Here is a 20,583-nt window from a genome sequence, read left to right on the forward strand (position 1 = left end):
TCTTCGCCATTGAGCTTGACTTCGGTGCCCGACCACTTGCCGAACAGGATGCGATCGCCGGCCTTGACGTCCAGCGGGACGAGCTTGCCGGCTTCGTCGCGGGCGCCGGAACCAACGGCGATGATCTCGCCTTCCTGCGGCTTTTCCTTCGCCGTGTCGGGGATGATGATCCCGCCGGCAGTCTTGGATTCGGATTCAACCCGGCGTACGACCACGCGGTCATGAAGCGGGCGGAACTTCGACTTTGCCATTTTTTATTCCTCGGTGAGAATGGTGAGAATAGTTCCTCCGTCCGGCGGCGCCGGACAAACCTATAAGCCCGGCGGCGCCGGACCTACGCTTAGCACTCACCAATGGCGAGTGCTAACGTGGCGGTGAGATAAGCCGGTGGCTGGCGAGAGTCAAGGCGCTGAGTGAGCTGATCGACAGCCGCAGCCTGCTTCGAACTGATACTTGACTAAGTCAACTAAATGGTTGATCTTGTGCGGGCAGGAGGATACCATGACGATTCATCATCAACCCGGCAGGGAGCGGATCGATGCTGTGCGGGGCTTTAACCGCTTCTACACCCGCCAGATCGGGCTGCTCGACGAAGGGCTGCTGAAAAGCGCCTTCTCGCTGACCGAGGCTCGGGTGCTCTATGAACTGGCGCATCGCGATGGCCTGACCGCCACCGATCTTGCGCGCGATCTCGGGCTCGACCCCGGCTATCTCAGCCGGTTGCTGAAAAAGTTCGAGGAGCGTGGCCTGGTCGAGCGCGTGGCGACGCAAGCCGATGCTCGGCGCTCGTCGATTGCGCTGACGCCGGCGGGAAGAGCGGCGTTCGCGCCGCTGAACCAGGGTTCGCACGATCAGGTCGCGGCCCTGCTCGAGCGGCTTTCCGCACCGGAACAGGACAGGCTGGTCAAGGCGATGCAGACGGTGCAGCGCCTGCTGGGCGAAAGTGCAGAGCCCAAGGTCCCTTACATGCTGCGGTCTTTGCAGGTCGGCGACATCGGCTGGATCATCCATCGCCAGGGCCTGCTCTATGCGCAGGAATATGGCTGGGACGAAACTTATGAGGCGCTGGTCGCCGAAATCCTCGGCGCTTTCGTCAAATCCTACGACCCGAAATGGGAACGCAGCTGGATCGCCGAGCGGGAAGGGGAAGTCGTCGGCTCGGTCTTTCTCGTGCGCCAGTCGGACGCGGTGGCGAAGCTGCGCCTGCTCTATGTCGAGCCCTCGGCGCGCGGTCTCGGCATCGGCAGGCGGCTGGTCGAGGAATGCATCGGCTTTGCCCGTGCCAAGGGCTACAAGAAATTAACGCTGTGGACCAACGACGTGCTGACTTCAGCGCGCCGCATCTACGAGGCGGCCGGGTTCAAGCTGGCCAATCAGCAGCGCCACCACGCCTTCGGCAAGGATCTGGTCGGCCAGAACTGGAACCTGGAGTTGTAGCGTCTTTCCCTTCTCCCCTTGTGGGAGAAGGTGGATCGGCGCGCAGCGCCGAGACGGTTGAGGGGTGTTGGCCGGATCGCCGGCGGTGCCAAGCTGGAACACCCCTCATCCGGCCGCTTCGCGGCCACCTTCTCCCACAAGGGGATAAGGCAAGACAAGGCGGAGGCTTCCTCACCCTTTGACCGGTATCCAGATTTCCAGCCCGCCATTGCCGCTGCGCGGATCGAATTCGGGACCGTAGCGCTCGAATTCGGGCGCGTCGGCAATCTTGTGCCCGGAGGCCGGCAGCCATTTGTTCCAGATCGTGTTGACCGTGCGGCGGATGGTCGAGATGTGGTCACGATGGGCGAACACGGCGCATTTCTGCGCCGGCACGCGTACGCGCGAAAACCCCTTCGGCAGGTCCGAAAAATCGGACACCTCGACGCCGGCGATATAGTCGAAATTGCCTGCATCGTCGCCGTTGACGCAGACGCCATAGGCGATGTCGCCGACCTCGCCTGGAATGTTGCCGACATAGGGGCCGAACCGCTGCCACTGCATCGGAATGCCGGCGCTGGTTTCGCAGCTGTAGCGCTCGCCGAGACCGGCGATGAGGAACGGCCGGCTGGTTTCGAAACGCGGCGGCTCGAGATTGGCGAGGAAGGACTGGTCCATCAGGATCGGCTCCACGAGATCGAGGTTTTTGAGCGAGCCTTGCGCGCGCACCAGTTCCGGCGTGGTGCCGAACTGGTCGCGGAAGGCACGGGTGAAAGCCTCATGCGAGGCATAGCCGGCGTCGAGCGCGACCGAGAGGATGTCCGGTGCGCCGGCGGCGAGCCTGCGCGCCGCCTCGGTCAGCCGGCGAGAACGCAGGTAGCCCATCACCGAACGTCCGGTCGCCGCACCGAAAGCCCGCGTCACGTGAAAGCGCGACACACCGCTGCTGTTGGCGACATCGTCGAGCGAGATGGCCTCCGGCAGATGGCTTTCGACGAACCACAGCGCTTTCTCGGTCGGGTTCATATGGCTCCTTGCTGTGGGACTGCGCATTGGCCAGGTCATGGTATCGCTTGCTGGTGGAGGCAGTTTGATCGAAATTGCGCACCGCGCAATGCGACGGTGGTCGGCAAGTCGAAGGCGTTGGGCGAAGGGCTTGACGGGAGCAGGCGTTGTCTTTTAAGTAGTAACGTTATTACATTACGAGATTCGGTATGCTCGTTCTGACAAGACCATTGCTCGCGGGGCACTCTGGAACCCGGAAATTTATTGCGCTGGGATTGGCGGAAAACTAGGGTCGCTGACTGATGGTCCCCAAGCCGAAAGGCGAGGGGTGAAAAGGGAACACGGTGAGATTTTCGGATCGAGGCCGTGGCTGCCCCCGCAACTGTAAGCGGCGAGCAAAATCCGAAAATGCCACTGGCCGGCAAGGCTGGGAAGGCAGGATGGCGCAAGGACCCGCGAGCCAGGAGACCTGCCATCGCACGAGTTGACCGGACGGGGTGTGCCGGGAGGAGACGTGGACATCGGTCTTGTCGGCCGGTCCAGCTTCCTTCCGTCGCCATTGAGAAAGTGACGGTAAGTTGGACGCCTGCCAGCCTCTTCTTGAAGCGCGTGAACTGAGCGCCACGGCGAATGGCCAGCGCCTGGTCAGTGCGGTCAGCCTTTCGGTCGCGGCGGGAGACCGCCTCGCCATCATCGGTCCCAACGGCGCCGGCAAGACGACGCTGCTGCGCATGCTATGCGGCACGCTGCGTCCGAGCGGGGGAGATGTGAGATTTTCCGGACGCCGGCTGGAGACATTTCCGGCCGCCGAGCGGGCGCTGCACATGGCGGTCGTCGGCCAGACCGGTCAGCCCGATCCGCGGCTTGCCGTGATCGACTACGTCGGACTTGGGCGGGTCCCGCATGCCGGCTTGCGACGCAGGAGCGAGCAACGCGACATCGTCGTCGAAGCGCTTCGCAGAACCGGCCTGGTGCCGCTGCTCGGCCGCACCATCGGCTCGCTGTCGGGTGGTGAGCGGCAACGCGCTCAACTGGCGCGCGCCATCGCCCAGGAGCCGAAAATCCTGTTCCTCGATGAACCGACCAATCATCTCGATCCGCGCGCCCGCAGCGAACTTCTCGAACTCGTATCGCAGCTTGGCATGACCGTCGTGGCGGTGCTGCATGATCTGTCGCTGGTCACGCCATTTGCCACCAGGGTCGCGGTGATGAACGAGGCCCGCCTGCAGGCACTCGCCGGTCCGCGCGAGGCGCTGACCAAGCAGTTGATCCGCGAGATTTTCGGCGTCGAGGTGCTTCGGCTGCGCCATCCCACCGAAGACCGCGAACTCACGGTGTTCGAAGTCCCGAACCGTGCCTCTTCTGATCTAACCAAGGAGCAACACCCGTGAAACGCCTCGCATTGCCTTTTGCCTCTCTGCTGCTTGCCCAGGCCGCCTTCGCTTTCCCGGTAACAGTCGACAGCTGCGGCACACCGCTGACGTTCGACGCCGCGCCGAAGCGCGCCGTCATCCAGGATATGAACATGGCCGAGATGGCCTTCGCGCTGCGGCTGCAACCGTCGATCGTCGGCCTGACCGGCATCACCGGATGGTACAAGGTCGATCCGGAATTCAAGGCCGGGCAGGGCGCGATTCCGGAACTTGCGCCGAAATACCCGACGCTCGAAAACCTGGTCGCGGTCGAGCCCGATTTCTTCTTCGCCGGCTGGTATTACGGCATGAAGCCGGGCGGCGAGGTAACGCCCGATACGCTGGCGCCGCACGGCATCAAGACGCTGGTGCTGACGGAAAGCTGCGTCCATCTCGACAACAACCGCCCCGCCGCCTCGATGGACCTGCTCTACGGCGACATCGAAAAGCTGGGCAGGATTTTCGGCAAGGGGGCCGAGGCGAAAAAACTCGTTTCAGGCTGGAAAGCGCAACTCGCCGATATCACGGCAAAGGTCGGCGACCGCGAGGGGACGCGGGTGTTTCTCTACGACTCCGGCGAAGACAAACCCTTCACATCAGGCAAGTTCGCGATCCCCAGCGCCATGATCGCCGCTGCCGGCGGCGACAACATCATGGCCGACATGCAGACGAGCTGGGGCAACACGGATTGGGAAACGGTCGCTTCCCGCAATCCGCAGTTCCTGATCCTGCTCGACTACCAGGACGGCGGCGGTTACAGGAAACTGCTCGACTTCCTCAAAGTCCATCCGGCAATGAAGGAGACCGACGCGGTCCGGAATGAGCGCTTCGTCGCGCTGCGCTATGCCGAGCTGACGCCCGGACCCGCCAACATCGAGGCGATCGGCAAGATCGCCAGCGCGATGCACCCGGAAGCCTTCTGAGCTTGCGCCACAGGGCGTTCGAATTGGCCATGGCAGCAGGAGTGGCAGCAATCGCCGCTCTTGCTCTGCTGTCGATCGCCTATGGATCGACGGTCATAGCGTTGAGCGACGTGATTGCTGCGCTCGGACATGCGGCCGGGCTGGATGGAGACCTCGTGCCCGGCTCGGTCGGCAATATCCCGGTCGCCAAGATCCCGGTTGCCAAGATTGTCGTCGATCTCAGGCTGCCGCGCACCATCATGGCGATCTGTGTCGGCGCCGGGCTGGGCGTCATCGGCGCGCTGCTGCAGACGGTAACCCGAAACGACCTCGCCGATCCGTTCCTGTTCGGCCTTTCCTCCGGTGCGGCGGCGGGTGCTGTTTCCGTCATCACCATTTTTGGCGACCGTTTCGGCATCTGGACGTTGCCGGTTGCCGCCTTCACCGGCGGCATATTGGCCGCCGGCATCGTGCTTTTGCTGGTTTCGCGGGTGAGGGGGCAAGGCCCCGAACGGCTGATACTGGCCGGGCTTGCCGTCTCGTTCATGTTCATTGCCTTGACCAACTATCTCGTCTTCGCCGGAGACCAGCGCGCCGCTCACTCGGTTTTGTTCTGGACGATGGGCGGGCTCGGCCTGGCGCGATGGGACAATGTCGGGCTGGCTGCTCTTGGCGCGTGCACCATTCTTGCTTATGGCCTGTGGAACCATCGCAAGCTCGACGCCTTCCTGGCCGGCGAGAATGCTGCCGAAAGCCTCGGCGTGCCGGTTGTGCGGATGCGCAGGACGGCGTTTCTCGTCGCTGCCTTCTCGACGGCGATCCTGGTCTCGGTCGCAGGTGTCATCGGTTTCGTCGGGCTGATGATCCCGCATCTGTCCCGGCCCCTGGCCGGCCCGTTGCATCTGCGCCTGATTGCAAGCTGCGCCCTCTTCGGAGCGATGCTGCTGCTGACAAGCGACCTTCTGGCGCGCACGCTGCTGCCGCCGCAGGAACTGCCGATCGGCATCATCACCAGTTCGGTCGGCGCTTTCTTCGTGGTCACCATGCTCATTCGCAATCGTTCATGATGGGCTGCCATGCACACTTGCCGGCTTCTGGCACAATGCCGAGTCTTTGGACTGACCTCTGGGACCGGCGCAGCGCGCCGAACCGCCTGTCGAGATTTTCACCGGCAGGATCGGCCATCATGTGCGATGGGCCTGCACGAGATTGGCTCCCCCTTCTCCCCTTGTTGGGGAGAAGGTGGCCGCCCACGGGTCTTGCCTCCGGCAAGCCCGAGGACAGGCTCCGCGGCCGGATGAGGGGTGCTCCAGCTTGGAACCGACAGCACTCCGGCCAGCACCCCTCAACCGTCTCGGCGCTGCGCGCCGATCCACCTTCTCCCACAAGGGGAGAAGGCAAGAACTGCGCCATCCCCCGGTCGGCATCGACCCGGTTCACCTGCCATTAGTATATCTGGACCACTATGCGGTCGCTCAGCTTGCAGCGAGCTTTCCTTGCTTTGCGCCAGGCGCCGAACCGGAGGAACTGTGTTTGGTCACGAAACCATCGAGGCAAGCCGCCCAGGCGCCCGAACCGACCGAGCTTGCCACGCTGGCGAAACTGGCGGGCTCCTCGTACGAGACGCTCGAGCGCGAACTCAGGGCTACGATCGCAACACTCGAGCAGCAGGCGCTGCGATTCGAGACGGCGATCGACAACATCTCGCAAGGCATCTGCTTTTTCGACGCCGCTGAACGGCTGATCCTGTGCAACCGCCGCTATGCGGAAATTTACCGCATCGCGCCCGAACACTTGCGCCCCGGCCGGACGCTGGGCGAAATCGTCGAACGCCGCATCGCTGCCGGGACATCCGCGATGGCCAGCGACGCTTATCTCGCATTCGCCCGGGCGGTCAATTCGGGCACGACGTTGAGAAACTGGACCGCCAAACTCACCGACGGCCGGACAATTCAGATCTGCCACCAGCCGATGCCTGACGGCGGATGGGTGGCCACGCATGAGGACATAACGGAACTCACCGCCAATCGCCTGATCGTCGACGAGCGCATCTCGCTGCAAACGCTGATCGACTGGGTGCCCGACTACCTGTGGGTGAAGGACACCGAAAGCCGCTTCGTCGTCGCCAACAGGCCATTGCTTCCGACAGCGGCAAGGCCAAAACCAGTGACATGATCGGTTTGACCGATTCCGATCTTCATGCCCCCGACCTTGCGCAGAAGTTTCGCGCCGTCGAGCAAGGCGTGCTGCGCAGCGGACAGCCGATGATCGATGAGGAAGAGTTCGTTGTCGATGCGTCAGGCGCCGGCAAATGGTTTTCGTCGACGAAGGTGCCGTTGCGCAATGTTCAAAACGATATCTTCGGTCTGGTCGGCATCGCCCACGACATCACCGCCCGCAAGCAAGCGGACACCCTTCGAGACGGGCAGGCGCAGATACTGGAAATGATCGCGACGAGCGCCCCGCTCGAAGATGTGCTCGACTGCCTCATGCGCCTCGCCGAGTCTCAGTTGACGGGGATATTCGGTTCCGTCCTGTTGCTCGATAAGGATGGCAGCCACTTGCGGCACGGCGCCGCGCCGAGCTTGGCAAAGGCCTATACGAGCGCCATCGACGGGATCGCCATCGGCCCCAAAATGGGATCCTGCGGAACCGCTGCCTACCGGCGCGAGCCGGTCATTGTCGCGGACATCATGCACGACCCGCTTTGGCACGATCACCGCGAATTGGCGGCGACCTATGGCTACCGTTCGTGCTGGTCGACCCCGATCGTGTCGCACCAGGGCGCTGTGCTGGGCGCCTTTGCCATGTACTCGACGACCGTGCGCGAGCCGACCGCGGCCGAGACCCGGCTCATCGATTTCACGACGCGTATTGCCGGGATCGCCATCGAGCGCAAGCTGGCCGAAGATCGGATCCACTTCATGGCCAACCATGATGTGCTGACCGGACTGCCCAATCGCGCTCTGCTCGAGGACCGGCTTTCGCAGGCGATCCTCTACGCGCAGCGATACGATCGCTGGGTGACGGTGGTGTTCATCGATCTGGACAATTTCAAACTCGTCAATGACACGCTTGGCCACAATGCCGGGGACGAGCTGTTGAAGACCGTAGCCGGCCGTATCGTCGAGAGCGTAAGGGCGACCGATACGGTCGTGCGGCTTGGTGGCGACGAATTCGTCGTCGTTCTGTTCGATCAACCGACGAATGTCGATCTCATCTCCGAGACCCTGCAAGCCATTCGGGCGGCGATTGCAGAGCCGGTTCAGCTCGGAGCACATCGGCTGAGGGCTACGGCCAGTATCGGCATCGCCAGCTACCCCAAGGATGGGACCAACCCCGACACGCTGCTGGCCAATGCCGATGCGGCCATGTATCGCGCCAAGGAATTCGGCCGCGACAATTTCCAGTTCTACGCTCCCGAATTCAACACCAGAGCGCATGAGAAATTCGTGCTTCAGGAGGACTTGCGTAACGCCCTGGCCCGTTCGGAATTCACGCTGTTTTATCAGCCGCAGGTCGACCTTCGGTCGGGCCTCGTCTTTGCCGTCGAAGCGTTGCTTCGCTGGAATCATCCGACGCGGGGCATGATAGCACCGAACGCCTTCATTCCGACGGCCGAGGAGACAAGTCTGATCGTGCCGATCGGCGATTGGGTCCTGCACGAGGCCTGTCGGCAGAACAAGGCATGGCAGGATGCCGGCCTGCCGCCGATGACCGTCTGCGTAAATGTGTCGACGCGGCAATTCAGGGAAAAGAACCTGATCGGCCGCGTCGCCGATGCCCTGAAAGTCAGCGGTCTCGAGGCCAGATATCTCGAGCTGGAGGTGACCGAAAGCCTGATCATGCAGGATATCGACCTGGCGGTCGCAACGATGAATCAGCTGCAAAACCTGGGCGTTCAGATCTCGATCGACGATTTCGGAACAGGCTACTCCAGCCTCAGTGCGCTCAAGACCTTTCCAGTGGCGCGGCTGAAGATCGACAAGTCGTTCATCAACGATATCGCTGCTCACGAAAACGACCAGGCTGTCGCCAGCGCCGTAATATCATTGGGTCAAAATTTGAATCTGAGGGTCATTGCCGAGGGCGTCGAAACGGACGATCAGGTGGCCTTCCTGCGCAAGAACAACTGCGATGAAATGCAGGGCTATCATTTCAGCGAGCCGGTTTCGGCCCCTGACATCGAGAAAATGCTCAGTGGCGAACCCATGGATTGACGGGTCGACGATGATCTCCCTCAGCCAAGGGCATTGCCGTCAGCGCGGATTGGCCTGTGCCCGCGTTGCTATTTGCCCAGGACAAGGCTCCAGTAACGCCGCGAGCTGTCGCGGCCGTCCCGCACATAGGCCAGGCCGAAGCGGGTGAAGCGGGGGTCGAGCATGTTGCGGCGGTGGCCGGCCGAATGCATCCAGATGTCGAACAGCTTCTGCTGATCGAAACGGCCCTCGGCGATGTTTTCGGCGGCAGCACCGGCAATGCCGTTGCCCTTGACGCGCAAAGCAAATCCCTTGCCCCAGCCGGTCGAGTGGGTCATGCGGCCGCCGCGCGCCATATAGCCGGACTGCTGCAGGGCTGCCTGTTCGAGCTGACGGTCGGGGACAAGCGGTTCGAGGCCGGCTGAGGCGCGGATGCCCGCCAGGGTGCCGACGGCGGAGGCGGAGACCCCGGCGCCTTCGCCGGTGGGCAGCACAGTGGCACAAGCGGCAAGCCCGGCCAGCGCGGCAAGGCCGACGGCCCTAAGCAGCATTCGCCTGTTTGGCGTCGGGCGCGTTTCGTCAGGGCGGGGTTCTAGGGATGGTTGATTGGCGGTGCCGGTGAGCGTCATGCCTGCCTGACATAGCGGCAATAGTGGCTTTTGCCGGGCAGGCGTTCAGAAATCTCGCTCGCTGCGTCCGTCGTCCCACTGGTGGATCCGGCGCGTGGTCCCGAGACGGAATACCAGTTTTCGCGTCAAGCTGATCTTCCAATTTCAATCCGGCGCACCCTGGCGGAAATTGGGGTGCGCCTATTCTGCCTACGTAGCATTACTTAGGCGAAGCACCTGAATTTCCGGAAGCAGAGTGAGGCCGTAAATATCGGGACAGGCGAGGACGCCGAGCAATTGGCTTGCGTTCTGTGCCGACAATGCCCGCCTCCACGGCTGAGTAGCGGGCGCCGCTCAACATCTCGGAGATCCGACATGCCATCCGAAGTCCGCGCAACCATCCAACTGACAAGCGTTCGGTTCAAACGCACTGTCCTTCAACGCCCGCTCCTGCTTGCAGCGGCCGCGCTGGTCGCGGCGTCCGGCCCGGCGGCGGCGCACGTCAAATGGTTCGCGCCCTATATCGTCGATGCTTCGCCTCAGCCGATCGCCGCGACGCTGACCAACACATGGTTCTGGGCAGGGATCGCGCTGGTTTTGGCATTCTTTCTGATCGCAATCGCGATCGAGCGCCGCTCGCTCGGCCAGAACGTCCTTGCTGCAATGGACCGTGTGACCGCCCCTGTCGCGCTCCGGGCCGACGATTTCATGCGCGCCGCGACCGCGGCGTTCTTCGTCGCTATCTTCGCAGTCGGCGGGGTCTATCTCACCCCGGACCTGCAGACGCCGTCCGAACTGGTGTCCTGGGCGCAACTGGCGATCGCCGCGGGCATCTTCTCGCGCCGGACCATGCCGTTTTCGGCCGCCGGCATCATCGCGCTGTGGTTGATCGCGCTACGCGACTATGACTTTTTCCACCTGCTCGACTATCTTGCCCTCGGCGTCGGCGTGGCCGGCTATCTCCTGCTCGCATTCCTCGACGACCAGCGCTGGCGCGAAAAGCGGTTCGCGGTGCTCTTCTGGGGGGTGGCCATTGCTTTGATGTGGTCGAGCCTCGAGAAGTTCGCCTATCCGGAGTGGTTCTACCCGCTGGTCGAAGAGAAGCCGTTTCTGACCTTCGGCCTGCCGCGGGACGTGTTCATCCCGATGGCCGGCGTGGCCGAGTTCACGCTCGGATTCGGGTTGATCTGGAGCCCGCTGGTGCGGCGCCTCTCGGCGATCTCGCTGCTCGTCATCTTCACGACTGCGGTATACCCTTTCGGACGCATCGACCTCATCGGCCACGCCATGATCATGGCTGCCCTGGTCCTGATCGCCGTCGATCCGGTCCGCAAGGATGCCGCCCAGGCCACCACCGCTCCGCTTCCGGCGCTTCGCACGCGGCGCATGGTCACCGTGCCCGCAGCCCTGTCCCTGGCGCTCGTGGCGGTTGCCTCCGGCTACTGGGGTCTCCATGCAGCATTCTACGGCATCGAGGCGAACGCCACCTTGAGGAACACCTCCACCCACTCCGACAGCGCGGAGCATCCGCACGGTCCCGGCAGTGCGAAGGCGGTGCAGCCGGCAACCCATAGCCATTGAGACGCGGAGGACCGGGTCGTCCCCGTCTCCCGAAAGGAATGACCTCCCGAAAGGAATGACGATGAGCCTTCTCAGATTGCTCCTGGAGCTTTTCCTCTATCCCGGAACCCTCGTGCTGCAGACGTGCGGGATCAGCATCGAAGATGACGGTGGGCTGTTCCGGTCTTTTATCAACATGCTGGTCTGGGGCACGGTGACGCTCGGTGTCGCGCTTCTCATTTTATGACCAGCTTTTATAACCAGCCAAGCCTTCAGATGATTGGATGCGAACATGGACGACCGCACGAATTCGATCGCAGGATACAGCCGCAAACATCCGGTGAAGGAACTGGCGATGGGCCGTGCCGGCCGTCTGGCGGCGGTTTCCGAAGAGGCGGTCGAGCGCCTCGTCCACTGTTTCTACGCCAAAGTACGCGGTGACGGGGAACTCGGCCCCGTATTCGAGGCAGCCATCGCGCCGGAGCAGTGGAGCGCACACCTGGCAACGATGTGCGACTTCTGGTCCTCCCTCATGCTGGCGACGGGGCGCTACAAGAGCAATCCGCTGGCCGCTCATACGCGGGTGAAAGGCATCACGCCCGAGCTTTTCGAGAGATGGCTGGAACTGTTCGGCGAGACTGTGGACGAAATCTTCGAGGAGGGCGTCGGCGCCACATTCCGCGCCAAGGCGGAGCGCATCGCGCAGAGCTTCCAAATCGGACTGTTCTACAGGCCTGAGATGGATCGCCCGAAGACGGCCTGAGGCGAGACCCGTTCGCGGCTGCCAATGTGCACCCAGTGCCGCCGATATTGAAGGCAGGTTTACGCTACAGGACTGGCGATCCTGCTGTCCCCGCCGTACCCTCTGTGAGGAGCCATGCCCCAATGCAGAAACGCGAGCAGACGGATTCCGGAATGCCGGACGAAACCATTCCCCAGGCTGGCCAAACCAGCGACGCGGAGCGCCTGGTCGATTTCGTCGCCGACACCGCGATGGCCGTTCTCGACGAGGTGGGGCGGATCAAGAGCTGGAACGTCGGGGCGGAGCAGATCACGGGCTGGCCACGGCTCGAGGTCCTGCACCTGAGTCACTCGTTTTTGTACCCGCAGGAACACATCGCCTCCGGCAAGCCCGCCGCCGATCTCGATCGGGCGCGTGAAAGCCGGCGGCAGGCCGGAGAGCGGGTCTGCATCCGAAAGGACGGATCTTCGTTCACCGCCGATTTCCAGATCGCGCACATGCCTGCGGCGGCGGAGCCCGGGGCAGGCGGCTTCGCGCTTGTCATCCGCGACATCACCGAACGGATCGCGGCGGAGGCGGCGCACAATGCGCGCGAGGCGCATCTCCGTTCGATCCTGGAGACGGTGCCGGACGCGATGATCGTTATCGACGAAGAAGCCCGGATGCAGTCATTCAGCACCACGGCCGAGCGGCTATTCGGCTACAGGGCTGAAGAGGTCGTCGGCGAGAACGTCAAGGTGCTGATGCCCTCGCCATATCGCGAGGAGCACGACAGCTATATGCACCGCTATCTCAGGACTGGCGAACGCAGGATCATTGGGATCGGACGCGTGGTCGTCGGTCAGCGTAAAGACGGTTCGACCTTTCCGATGGAACTCGCGGTGGGTGAAATGCGGTCCGGCGGCGTCCGCTACTTCACCGGGTTCATCCGCGACCTGACCGAACGCCAGCAGACCGAAACCCGCCTGCAGGAACTCCAGTCGGAACTCGTCCACATGTCCCGTTTCACGGCGCTGGGCGAGATGTCGTCGACTCTCGCCCACGAGATCAACCAGCCGCTGACTGCGATCGCGAACTACCTGAAGGGCTGCCGCAGGATACTCGGCCGGATGGACGGCAGCGAGGTGCCGATGCTGCGGGACGCGGTGGACCAGGCGGCGGACCAGGCGCTGCGGGCAGGCCAGGTCATCCGGCACCTGCGCGACTTCGTTGCCCGGGGGGAAAGCGAGCGCCACGTCGAGAGCCTGCCCAAGCTGGTGGAGGAAGCCAGCGCGCTGGCGCTGGTCGGCGCCAAGGAACAGGGCATCCGTGTCAGCTTCCGGCTGGACCCGCAGGCTCCGCTGGTCCTGGCCGACCGCATCCAGATACAGCAGGTTCTCCTCAACCTGGTTCGAAACGCGATGGAGGCAATGGGCGAGAGTGGCCGCTGCGAGCTGGTCATTGCAACGAAAGCGGTCGAAAACGGTTTGGTTGAGGTGAGCGTTCAGGACAGCGGCACCGGCATCGATCCGGAGGTGCAAAACCGCCTTTTCCAGCCCTTCATGACGACCAAGAAGCACGGCATGGGAGTGGGCCTGTCGATCTGCAGGACGATTGTCGAATCCCACGGCGGCAAGATCTGGGCCGAGTCCGCCCCGGGACAGGGAACCACGTTCCGCTTCACGCTCCGGTCCGTGGAGCGAGAGGAGCTTTCCGATGCAGGCTGAAGCAGTGGTGCATGTGGTCGATGACGATCTGGCTGTCCGCCAGTCTCTCGCATTTTTGCTCGCGTCGGACGGCCTTGCGGTCAGGCTGCACGAATCCGCCTCCGCCTTCCTGGAAAACGTGGAGGGTTCGGCTTCCGGCTGCGTCGTTACCGACGTGCGGATGCCGGGCATCGATGGCATCGAATTCCTGCGCCGGCTGAAGGCTCGTGGCTCGCTTCTCCCTGTGATCGTGATGACGGGCCACGCCGATGTGCCCATGGCAGTCGAGGCAATGAAGGAGGGCGCGATCGATTTCATCGAGAAGCCGTTCGATGACGACCTGCTCATCGCGACGATCCGCTCCGCGCTTGGCCGCCGGACGAAGACCATCCAGGATGGCGCACACGTCAGGGATGCGGCGAGGCGGGTAGGATCGCTCACAGAACGCGAACGCCAGGTCCTGGACCTGCTCGTCGACGGCAAGGCGAACAAGGTGATCGCGCACGACCTTGGCATCAGCCCGCGAACGGTCGAAATTTACAGGGCCAACGTCATGTCGAAGATGCAGGCGAAGAGCCTGTCCGAGCTGGTCCGGCTGGCGTTGTTGGCCGACCGCTCTGCCCAGTAGCCGCGCTGGAGGGCCAAGTTCTGCGTCTTTTGCCTGCATAAGGCGAGACACCAGCGCCCTTCGGCGGGCAGTACGATGGCGCAAGCCGGGCCGCAGACCGCCTATCTGGCAGACACTTGGCTGATTCCGGTATCGATCCAGGCACGCGTCTGTTCCAGAACTTCATCCGCAAGCGCCGGATCGTCGATAGCCCGGGCGAGGATCACTGCCCCCACCATCGCTGCCCAGCATCCGATCGCTGCGCGGCGTCTGTCTGCCGGATCCAACTCCGGCAGCGTCTTGCCGATATGGTCGATCTGCGAGCGAAGGCCTTCGGTCATGGCCGAGCGGGCAGCCGGGGTCTGGTGGCGGATGTCCGCAACAAGGCCCGCTGTCGGGCAACCACCGGCGGCATTGTCGCGATGCCGGGGCGAAAGATAGTCATCCACATAGGCGCGAAGGTCGCCCCCTCCGCTTGAGTCCGCGGCGAGGACATGGGCAAGGGTTTGGGCGATCAGGTCGTCCTTCGAGCTGAAATGGCCATAGAAGCCGCCATGGGTGAGCCCAGCGGCTTTCATCACCTCCGCCACGCTGACCGCGTCGAACCCCTTGTCGCGAAACAGCCGGCTGGCAACATCCAGAATTCGGCGGCGGTTCTCCGCCATCTGTTCCCGACTGACCTTCATTTCAAAATCCTCCGCCGGTGCCGTTGACATTTACATGATGGGTATCATATTTAGAACGCAATCATGATGATCGTCATGAATATAGAGTCCATCAGCGAAAAGAGCAATGCCATGACCATTCCGTCAGTCCTCATAACCGGCGCCTCCACTGGCATCGGAGCCGCCTATGCCGAGCGCTTCGCGCGCCGCGGGCACGACCTTGTGCTGGTTGCCCGCGACACGGCACGAATGGAGGCTCTGGCGGCCCGTCTAAGTCAGGAAAATGGCGTGGCGATCGACATCATCCAGGCTGATCTTACGCAGGCTGCCGAGCTTGCAACGGTAGAGACGAGGCTGCGCGACGACGCCCGCATCGGGATCCTCGTCAACAATGCCGGAACGGCCATCGGCGGAAGCTTTATCGAGCAGAGCACCGATGACGTCGCGCGGCTGGTTGCGCTCAACACCACCGCGCTTCTGCGGCTAGCCAGCGCCATCGCCCCGCGTCTTGCGGCGGCCGGCGAAGGGGCGATCGTCAACATCGGCTCCGTGGTCGGCCTGGCGCCGGAGTTCGGCATGACGGTCTACGGCACAACCAAAGCCTTCGTGCTGTTTCTGTCGCAGGGACTCAGTCTCGAGCTCGCGCCGAAGGGTGTCTACGTCCAGGCCGTGCTTCCCGCCACGACGCGAACGGAAATCTGGGGACATGTCGGCGCCGACGTCAACGCGCTTTCCAACGTGATGGAGGTGGGCGATCTGGTCGATGCGGCGCTGGTCGGCTTCGACCGCCGCGAACTGGTGACCATCCCGCCGCTACCCGATGCCGGGCAGTGGGACGCGCTTCAGGCCGCACGCCTGGCCATGCTGCCGAACTATGGGAACCAGCATCCCGCCGAGCGGTACCGCACGGTCGCCTGAGCACCAACGAACCCATTTCGATAACGACCCGCCGCGGCGGGGACAAACAAAGGTGACCCATGACAAGCACAACGCTGTTTGAGCCGTATACTCTCGGCTCGCTGACCCTCTCCAATCGTATTGTCATGGCGCCGCTGACGCGCAATCGCGCCGGCCCGGAGTTCGTTCCAGGCGATCTCGCCGCACAGTATTACGGCCAGCGCGCGTCGGCCGGCCTGCTGATTTCCGAGGCCACGCAGATTTCGCAGCAGGGACAGGGTTACCAGGACACCCCCGGCATCTACTCCCAGGCTCAGATCGGCGGCTGGCGCAAGGTCACCGACGCCGTGCACGCCAAGGGCGGGCGGATTTTTCTGCAGCTCTGGCATGTCGGTCGCGTCTCGCACGTCGACCTGCAGGAGAACGGCGCCGCGCCTGTCGCGCCCTCGGCGATCCGGGCCGCGACCAAGACCTTCGTCGGTAACGGCTTTGTCGACGTTTCGGAGCCCCGCGCACTCGAACTGGATGAATTGCCGGGCATCGTGGAGGATTTCCGCAAAGCAGCTGCGAACGCCATCGAGGCCGGCTTCGATGGCGTCGAGATTCACGGCGCCAACGGCTATCTGCTGGACCAGTTCGCCAAGGACGGCGCCAACCTCCGCACGGATGCTTATGGCGGATCGGTCGAGAACCGCGCCCGGCTGATGCTGGAGGTTGCGACTGCGGTGGTCGAGGAGATCGGCGCCGAGCGCACCGCCATCCGGATTTCGCCCGTCTCGCCCGCCAACGGCGTCTCGAGCAGCGCCCCCCAGGCACAGTTCGACTATATCGTCGAACAACTCGACGCTTTGGGCATCGTCTACATCCATGTCGTCGAGGGCGCCACGGGCGGATCGCGCGATGTCGCGCCGTTCGACTTCGGATCGCTCCGCCGGCGCTTCAACAACACCTATATCGCCAATAACGGCTATGACCTCGAGCTCGCCGCGTCGCGGCTCGCCGAGGGCAAGGCGGACCTGTTCGCCTTCGGGCGCCCGTTCATCGCCAATCCCGACCTTGTGGAACGGCTGCAGACGAGCGCGCCGCTGGCCACGTTCGATCAGGCGACGCTCTATGGCGGCGGCTCCGCCGGCTATACCGACTATCCCGCGATCGCCGCTTCAAGCCGGCCATGAGCCATCGGAGCGCCGCGCCCGCGCGGCCATCCCACGTCGACACCAGCGCCGCCGCCTTCGCCGGTGGGCAGCACGGTGGCGGCAAGGCCGCCTGCCTGACATAAGCGCAATCCTGGCGGCCAAATAAACCGGGCGTGGATTGTTTCCACGCCCGATCAAATCAGCGTTTTGGGCAGTTCAGGCCTTCGGTATCCCAGCCAGGGGGACGACCAGCGCGTCGTCCTCCCCGTCTGCCTCCTCGAACAGATCGGCCCCGTCAGCATCCGTTTCCCGCGGCCGCGTCGAGACCAGATCCTTCAGAGAGCCACCGGCGCCGGCGATGCCGGCTTCCTTCAGGAGCGCGTCGATCAGAGACTTGTTGCCGGTGAACTTCAGCAGCTGGTCGGCCAGATCGCCCGGACCCGAACGCCCGCCTTCGCCGCCCGAGCGACCGCCCGAAAATCCCGCCGTGTCGAACACGCGGATGCTGTCGATACGGCTCGCCGGCTCCATCAGCGCCTTTAGTGCTTCCGGCAGCATGGTGATCCGGGCCTGCGTCAGTTCAAGCTGGATCAGCCGGTCGGAGAGCAGGTTGCGGGCGTCGTTCGTGGCGCGGATGGTGGCGGCCTCGGCCTCGCCTTCCGCGATTACGCCTTCGGCGCGGACCTTCATCGCTTCCGCTGCCGCGCGGGCTTCCACCAGCGCTGCCTCGGCGCGGTCTTCCGCCGCTGCTTTTTCGGCGCTCGCGCCAACTGTCACCGACACAGCCTCAGATTCCGCCGCTTCCTGCGCTTGCAGAACGGCGATCTGCCGGGCGCGGTCGGCAATTTCGCGTTCGCGCGCCGTCTGCACCTTTTCTTCAGCCGCAACCGTCAGCGCCTCGGCCTCGCGGGCCTTGGCTTCAGCCTGGCTGGTTTCCTGGCTCTTCTTGGCGATGGCCACCGCCATGTTCTGGCGCGACAATTCAACCTCGCGCTCAGAATTGATGCGCGCCTCTTCCTTGGCGCGCTGAGCTTCCGCCGCATGCTCGGCGATCTCGCGTTCGCGCGCGATCTGGGCGGCCTGTTCGGCGAGCTTCGCCGCTTCCTCGGCCTTGGCCATTTCGGAGCGGGTGGAGGCCTGCTTGGAGACTACGTCGCGCTCCTGCTCCAGCCGCGCCTCTTCCTCTTGCCGCTTCAACGCGTACTTTTCGCGCGAGGCGTTCAGGTCCTGCTCGGCAATCGCCACTTCGGTCTTCCGCGTCACCTCGTTGCGCTCCTTGCGGCGCTGTTCGGTGATGGTTGTCAGCTTGGCCAAACCGACGGCGTCGAAGGCGTTGGTTTCGTTGAAGAACTCACGCGGCGTCTGGTCGAGGCCCGTCAACGACACCGATTCCAGTTCCAGCCCGTTCGAGCGCAGATCGGTCTCGACTGCATCCTGCACCGCCTTCACGAAGTCTGAGCGATTCTCATGCAGTTGATCGAGCGTGTTGCGCGCGGCCACAGAGCGCAGCGCGTCGACCAGCTTGGCTTCCACCAGATCCTGGATCGCCTTCGGGTCGTTGACACGGTCGCCAAGCGTCTGCGCAGCGAGGCCGATGCCGTCATCCGTGCCGTCGACGCGTACGTAAAACTCGGCACGGATGTCGACGCGCATGCGGTCAGAGGTGATGAAGGCGTCCTCGCGGCGGCGGTCGACCACCAGCTTGACCGTGTTGAGCTTGACCTTCGCCAGCGCATGCAAGATGGGCAGGATCAGCGCGCCACCGTCTTTGACCACTCTGCGGCCGCCGACGCCGGTACGCACAAAGGCCTCGTCACGCTCGGCGCGCTGGTAGAGCCGCCCGAGCACAAAGCCGATCACCGCGATCACGAAGAGAACGATGCCGGCCCAGATCAGAAATTGAACTATATTGTCCATACCTTGCCCCCAGATTTGAAAGTGTTTGATGTTCGGCTTTGCCCAGTGCGCGCTCTGGCTAGATATGCTCCTCGAACGGCATTACGAGCCAGACACGACCGGGTCCCTCGGCGGCTTTCACCACCACGACCAAGGCGCCTTTCTCGATTTTCATTCCCGCGTCTGCGGGCCGCGCCCGCAGCGTATGCAATTCGCCATGCTCATCGCGCACCCGGATCGAGCCGGGCCGACCGTCGTCCAGCGGCCCGAGCGTGACCGTGCCGCGACGCCCGACCAGATGATCGTGGTTGACGGCGTAGCTCTCGTCCTGCGGCAGGAGATGAGCGATCCAGCCGCCGGTGATCTTCGTGACCATCACCGCCGCCGGCGCCGCGCCAAAAGCGTAGCTCCATGCCGGCAAGGCCGGGAAGATCTGCCACAGCATGATGCCGACCATGCCGAACGTGACCAGCAGAAGCAGTATCAGGATGGCGAAGGGTACCCGACCGAAATTCAACCAATCGAATACGTCGCCCAGATGTGTGGCGTCGAGGAGGTGGTCGACCGCGCCGTCTTCGCCGCCACCATGGTCAAAATGCCCGGCTCCAACAAAGAACAGGACGATCTGCAGGACACCCAGCAACATCCCTGCCAGCAATGGATAGAGATAGAGCGCCGGCGCGTGGAGAATTTCTGCCATCGGCGCTACTTCTTACCCTTGAGTTCGCTGCGCAGAGCCGCCAGCCGGTCGTCAATGCGGCGCTGGCGCCCAAATTCTTCGAGTTCGACAAGATCGTTGTCGCGCGGCTTGCCAGCGGGCAGGTCGGTTAGCCGCGCCACGCTGGAAAGCGCGGCCGCAATGCGATCCTCTGGTGCGGGTTTGCGGAACCCGCCGCCAGCGTTGCCTGCCGTGCCCGGGTTCTGCGCCTCGCGGGCGCGACGCGCTATCTTCACCCGCTCCTCGGAATCGCGGCGGGCCGCACTTGCGGCGCTCAGCGCGCCTCGCGCTTCGTCAATGCGCACATCAACATCTTGGATCAGCTTGTCGATAGAGGCGGCCTGCGCGTCAATGTCGTCCTGACGGCCAATACCGGCCCGTGCGAGGTCTTCGCGACCCTCTTGCAGGGCGATACGGATGTTCTGGTCCAGCCCCTCACGTTCCTCGGTCAGGTCGTCCTTCTGCAGGGTGTAGCGCTTGCGCTCGGCGATCAGCGCTGCGAGGTTGGATTTCAGCTCGTCGGCGGCCTTGTCGATCTCGCGGATCGCTTGTTCGGCCACCGCCTCGGGAGCCTTCTTCTCAAGGCCGTCGATCACGGTTTCGACCAGGCTGGCGGCGAGGCGCGAAACGCGCCCGGAAATGGATTCGGTCTGCATGGCTTCGATCTCCCTGTGTTGCATGTCCGCCGACAGCGGAACGGTGAGCAGATAGGCCCCGTTATCCCGTACGAGATGGGAAAGTTGCGCCTTCTCCTGGCTATCGGAGTAGCCGGTGGCCAGGAATCCCGCGAGCACTCGCCCCTCGACGGTCGAAATCGAAACCTTGTCGACGCCCTTGAAGGACATGAGCTTGTCGTCGAGCGGCAGCCGATCGGACGACCAGGCGCCGGAGGCGTATTCGCGAATGCCATTGGTCACCAGTCGCGCCGGCAGGCCCGTCTCGGCGCGGATCGCTTCATAGGCGAGCTTCTGGAGTTCATACGTGTTGGTGCGCTGGGTAGAGGCAGTGCGATCCAGGATGTCGTGCATGACGGCATAAGCCGCGAAAGTCATGTCGATGGCGCGTTCGCCAGCGCGGCTCAGGATCAACTTGTAGTGCGCCGTCTTCATCTTGTTCCCCCTCCCAATCACCTAGC

At 63.5% G+C, this 20,583-nt stretch carries 20 protein-coding genes and 1 riboswitch; of the genes, 13 read left to right on the top strand and 7 right to left on the bottom strand.

Annotation, left to right across the window (positions count from 1 at the left end; translation table 11 throughout):
• Nucleotides 1-251 (bottom strand): co-chaperone GroES (locus AC0L2B_RS03705; protein WP_473512915.1); only part of this gene is annotated, 251 nt, incomplete at its 3' end.
• Nucleotides 252-501: 250 nt separating this feature from the next.
• On the opposite strand from AC0L2B_RS03705, the gene AC0L2B_RS03710 reads away from it, so the two are divergent.
• A complete protein-coding gene (locus tag AC0L2B_RS03710) occupies nucleotides 502-1,437 on the top strand; it encodes a bifunctional helix-turn-helix transcriptional regulator/GNAT family N-acetyltransferase (protein WP_473744238.1) in 936 nt (311 codons plus the stop codon).
• 171 nt (nucleotides 1,438-1,608) lie between these two features.
• Here the strand turns inward: AC0L2B_RS03710 and AC0L2B_RS03715 are convergent, their stop codons facing one another.
• Nucleotides 1,609-2,442, bottom strand: coding sequence for an AraC family transcriptional regulator (locus AC0L2B_RS03715; RefSeq protein WP_473744240.1), 834 nt, complete (start codon nucleotides 2,440-2,442; stop codon nucleotides 1,609-1,611).
• 265 nt (nucleotides 2,443-2,707) lie between these two features.
• A riboswitch (cobalamin riboswitch) is annotated at nucleotides 2,708-2,912 on the top strand.
• Between the two features lie 87 nt (nucleotides 2,913-2,999).
• Here AC0L2B_RS03715 and AC0L2B_RS03720 point away from each other — a divergent pair.
• From AC0L2B_RS03720 to AC0L2B_RS03740, 5 genes are all read left to right on the top strand, one after another.
• Entirely contained in the window at nucleotides 3,000-3,812 is an 813-nt protein-coding gene (locus tag AC0L2B_RS03720; RefSeq protein WP_473744242.1) for an ABC transporter ATP-binding protein, read from the top strand.
• On the top strand, nucleotides 3,809-4,756 hold the full coding sequence (locus AC0L2B_RS03725; RefSeq protein ID WP_473744243.1) for an ABC transporter substrate-binding protein: 948 nt from the start codon (nucleotides 3,809-3,811) through the stop codon (nucleotides 4,754-4,756). The genes AC0L2B_RS03720 and AC0L2B_RS03725 overlap by 4 nt, the downstream gene beginning before the upstream one ends.
• A 29-nt stretch (nucleotides 4,757-4,785) precedes the next feature.
• Entirely contained in the window at nucleotides 4,786-5,802 is a 1,017-nt protein-coding gene (locus AC0L2B_RS03730; RefSeq protein ID WP_473744244.1) for a FecCD family ABC transporter permease, read from the top strand.
• A 466-nt stretch (nucleotides 5,803-6,268) separates the two neighbouring features.
• Nucleotides 6,269-6,910, top strand: a complete 642-nt coding sequence (locus tag AC0L2B_RS03735) for a PAS domain-containing protein (protein WP_473744245.1) — start codon at nucleotides 6,269-6,271, stop codon at nucleotides 6,908-6,910.
• Nucleotides 6,907-8,955 (top strand): putative bifunctional diguanylate cyclase/phosphodiesterase, encoded by a 2,049-nt coding sequence (locus AC0L2B_RS03740; protein ID WP_473744246.1) that lies wholly within the window; start codon nucleotides 6,907-6,909, stop codon nucleotides 8,953-8,955. Before AC0L2B_RS03735 ends, AC0L2B_RS03740 begins: the two co-directional genes overlap by 4 nt.
• A gap of 68 nt (nucleotides 8,956-9,023) precedes the next feature.
• On the opposite strand, the gene AC0L2B_RS03745 is transcribed toward AC0L2B_RS03740, so the two are convergent.
• Entirely contained in the window at nucleotides 9,024-9,485 is a 462-nt protein-coding gene (locus AC0L2B_RS03745; protein ID WP_208602469.1) for a CAP domain-containing protein, read from the bottom strand.
• Nucleotides 9,486-9,917: 432 nt separating this feature from the next.
• On the opposite strand from AC0L2B_RS03745, the gene AC0L2B_RS03750 reads away from it, so the two are divergent.
• The 5 genes from AC0L2B_RS03750 (at nucleotide 9,918) to fixJ (ending at nucleotide 14,157) form a co-directional block, all read left to right on the top strand.
• The gene (locus AC0L2B_RS03750) at nucleotides 9,918-11,123 is read left to right on the top strand and encodes a hypothetical protein (RefSeq protein WP_473744248.1); all 1,206 of its coding nucleotides are present in this window, start codon (nucleotides 9,918-9,920) and stop codon (nucleotides 11,121-11,123) included.
• A gap of 61 nt (nucleotides 11,124-11,184) precedes the next feature.
• Nucleotides 11,185-11,349: a hypothetical protein gene (locus AC0L2B_RS03755; protein WP_473744249.1), complete on the top strand. Its 165-nt coding sequence runs from the start codon at nucleotides 11,185-11,187 to the stop codon at nucleotides 11,347-11,349.
• A 45-nt stretch (nucleotides 11,350-11,394) separates the two neighbouring features.
• Nucleotides 11,395-11,865 carry a group III truncated hemoglobin gene (locus AC0L2B_RS03760; protein WP_473744250.1) on the top strand — a complete coding sequence of 157 codons (471 nt, stop codon included), beginning with the start codon at nucleotides 11,395-11,397 and terminating at the stop codon, nucleotides 11,863-11,865.
• A gap of 122 nt (nucleotides 11,866-11,987) precedes the next feature.
• Nucleotides 11,988-13,550: a PAS domain S-box protein gene (locus AC0L2B_RS03765; RefSeq protein ID WP_473744252.1), complete on the top strand. Its 1,563-nt coding sequence runs from the start codon at nucleotides 11,988-11,990 to the stop codon at nucleotides 13,548-13,550.
• The gene (gene fixJ, locus AC0L2B_RS03770) at nucleotides 13,540-14,157 is read left to right on the top strand and encodes a response regulator FixJ (RefSeq protein ID WP_287216617.1); all 618 of its coding nucleotides are present in this window, start codon (nucleotides 13,540-13,542) and stop codon (nucleotides 14,155-14,157) included. Before AC0L2B_RS03765 ends, fixJ begins: the two co-directional genes overlap by 11 nt.
• Before the next feature lie 101 nt (nucleotides 14,158-14,258).
• Here the strand turns inward: fixJ and AC0L2B_RS03775 are convergent, their stop codons facing one another.
• Nucleotides 14,259-14,822 carry a TetR/AcrR family transcriptional regulator gene (locus AC0L2B_RS03775; protein ID WP_473744254.1) on the bottom strand — a complete coding sequence of 188 codons (564 nt, stop codon included), beginning with the start codon at nucleotides 14,820-14,822 and terminating at the stop codon, nucleotides 14,259-14,261.
• A 75-nt stretch (nucleotides 14,823-14,897) separates the two neighbouring features.
• On the opposite strand from AC0L2B_RS03775, the gene AC0L2B_RS03780 reads away from it, so the two are divergent.
• Together AC0L2B_RS03780 and AC0L2B_RS03785 are read left to right on the top strand one after the other, a co-directional pair.
• Nucleotides 14,898-15,719, top strand: coding sequence for an SDR family NAD(P)-dependent oxidoreductase (locus AC0L2B_RS03780; protein WP_473744255.1), 822 nt, complete (start codon nucleotides 14,898-14,900; stop codon nucleotides 15,717-15,719).
• Nucleotides 15,720-15,778: 59 nt separating this feature from the next.
• Entirely contained in the window at nucleotides 15,779-16,873 is a 1,095-nt protein-coding gene (locus AC0L2B_RS03785; protein ID WP_473744257.1) for an alkene reductase, read from the top strand.
• Nucleotides 16,874-17,050: 177 nt separating this feature from the next.
• Here the strand turns inward: AC0L2B_RS03785 and AC0L2B_RS03790 are convergent, their stop codons facing one another.
• Genes AC0L2B_RS03790 through AC0L2B_RS03800 form a run of 3 tightly spaced genes read right to left on the bottom strand, consistent with a single transcriptional unit; the run spans nucleotide 17,051 to nucleotide 20,557 of the window.
• The gene (locus AC0L2B_RS03790; protein ID WP_473744258.1) at nucleotides 17,051-18,751 is read right to left on the bottom strand and encodes a flotillin family protein; all 1,701 of its coding nucleotides are present in this window, start codon (nucleotides 18,749-18,751) and stop codon (nucleotides 17,051-17,053) included.
• A gap of 58 nt (nucleotides 18,752-18,809) precedes the next feature.
• The gene (locus tag AC0L2B_RS03795) at nucleotides 18,810-19,430 is read right to left on the bottom strand and encodes an OB-fold-containig protein (RefSeq protein ID WP_473744259.1); all 621 of its coding nucleotides are present in this window, start codon (nucleotides 19,428-19,430) and stop codon (nucleotides 18,810-18,812) included.
• Between the two features lie 5 nt (nucleotides 19,431-19,435).
• Nucleotides 19,436-20,557, bottom strand: coding sequence for a PspA/IM30 family protein (locus AC0L2B_RS03800; RefSeq protein ID WP_473744261.1), 1,122 nt, complete (start codon nucleotides 20,555-20,557; stop codon nucleotides 19,436-19,438).
• Nucleotides 20,558-20,583: the final 26 nt, after the last annotated feature.

Source organism: Mesorhizobium sp. WSM4815 (assembly GCF_055811575.1).

Excerpts from the sequence above, each read along its gene's own strand:
- AC0L2B_RS03795 (WP_473744259.1), bottom strand. The coding sequence starts at position 19,430 with ATGGCAGAAATTCTCCACGCGCCGGCGCTCTATCTCTATCCATTGCTG.
- fixJ (WP_287216617.1), top strand. The coding sequence starts at position 13,540 with ATGCAGGCTGAAGCAGTGGTGCATGTGGTCGATGACGATCTGGCTGTC.
- AC0L2B_RS03755 (WP_473744249.1), top strand. The coding sequence starts at position 11,185 with ATGAGCCTTCTCAGATTGCTCCTGGAGCTTTTCCTCTATCCCGGAACC.
- AC0L2B_RS03740 (WP_473744246.1), top strand. The coding sequence starts at position 6,907 with ATGATCGGTTTGACCGATTCCGATCTTCATGCCCCCGACCTTGCGCAG.
- AC0L2B_RS03715 (WP_473744240.1), bottom strand. The coding sequence starts at position 2,442 with ATGAACCCGACCGAGAAAGCGCTGTGGTTCGTCGAAAGCCATCTGCCG.
- AC0L2B_RS03710 (WP_473744238.1), top strand. The coding sequence starts at position 502 with ATGACGATTCATCATCAACCCGGCAGGGAGCGGATCGATGCTGTGCGG.
- AC0L2B_RS03800 (WP_473744261.1), bottom strand. The coding sequence starts at position 20,557 with ATGAAGACGGCGCACTACAAGTTGATCCTGAGCCGCGCTGGCGAACGC.
- AC0L2B_RS03760 (WP_473744250.1), top strand. The coding sequence starts at position 11,395 with ATGGACGACCGCACGAATTCGATCGCAGGATACAGCCGCAAACATCCG.
- AC0L2B_RS03785 (WP_473744257.1), top strand. The coding sequence starts at position 15,779 with ATGACAAGCACAACGCTGTTTGAGCCGTATACTCTCGGCTCGCTGACC.
- AC0L2B_RS03730 (WP_473744244.1), top strand. The coding sequence starts at position 4,786 with ATGGCAGCAGGAGTGGCAGCAATCGCCGCTCTTGCTCTGCTGTCGATC.
- AC0L2B_RS03790 (WP_473744258.1), bottom strand. The coding sequence starts at position 18,751 with ATGGACAATATAGTTCAATTTCTGATCTGGGCCGGCATCGTTCTCTTC.
- AC0L2B_RS03745 (WP_208602469.1), bottom strand. The coding sequence starts at position 9,485 with ATGCTGCTTAGGGCCGTCGGCCTTGCCGCGCTGGCCGGGCTTGCCGCT.
- AC0L2B_RS03780 (WP_473744255.1), top strand. The coding sequence starts at position 14,898 with ATGAATATAGAGTCCATCAGCGAAAAGAGCAATGCCATGACCATTCCG.
- AC0L2B_RS03775 (WP_473744254.1), bottom strand. The coding sequence starts at position 14,822 with ATGAAGGTCAGTCGGGAACAGATGGCGGAGAACCGCCGCCGAATTCTG.
- AC0L2B_RS03750 (WP_473744248.1), top strand. The coding sequence starts at position 9,918 with ATGCCATCCGAAGTCCGCGCAACCATCCAACTGACAAGCGTTCGGTTC.
- AC0L2B_RS03765 (WP_473744252.1), top strand. The coding sequence starts at position 11,988 with ATGCAGAAACGCGAGCAGACGGATTCCGGAATGCCGGACGAAACCATT.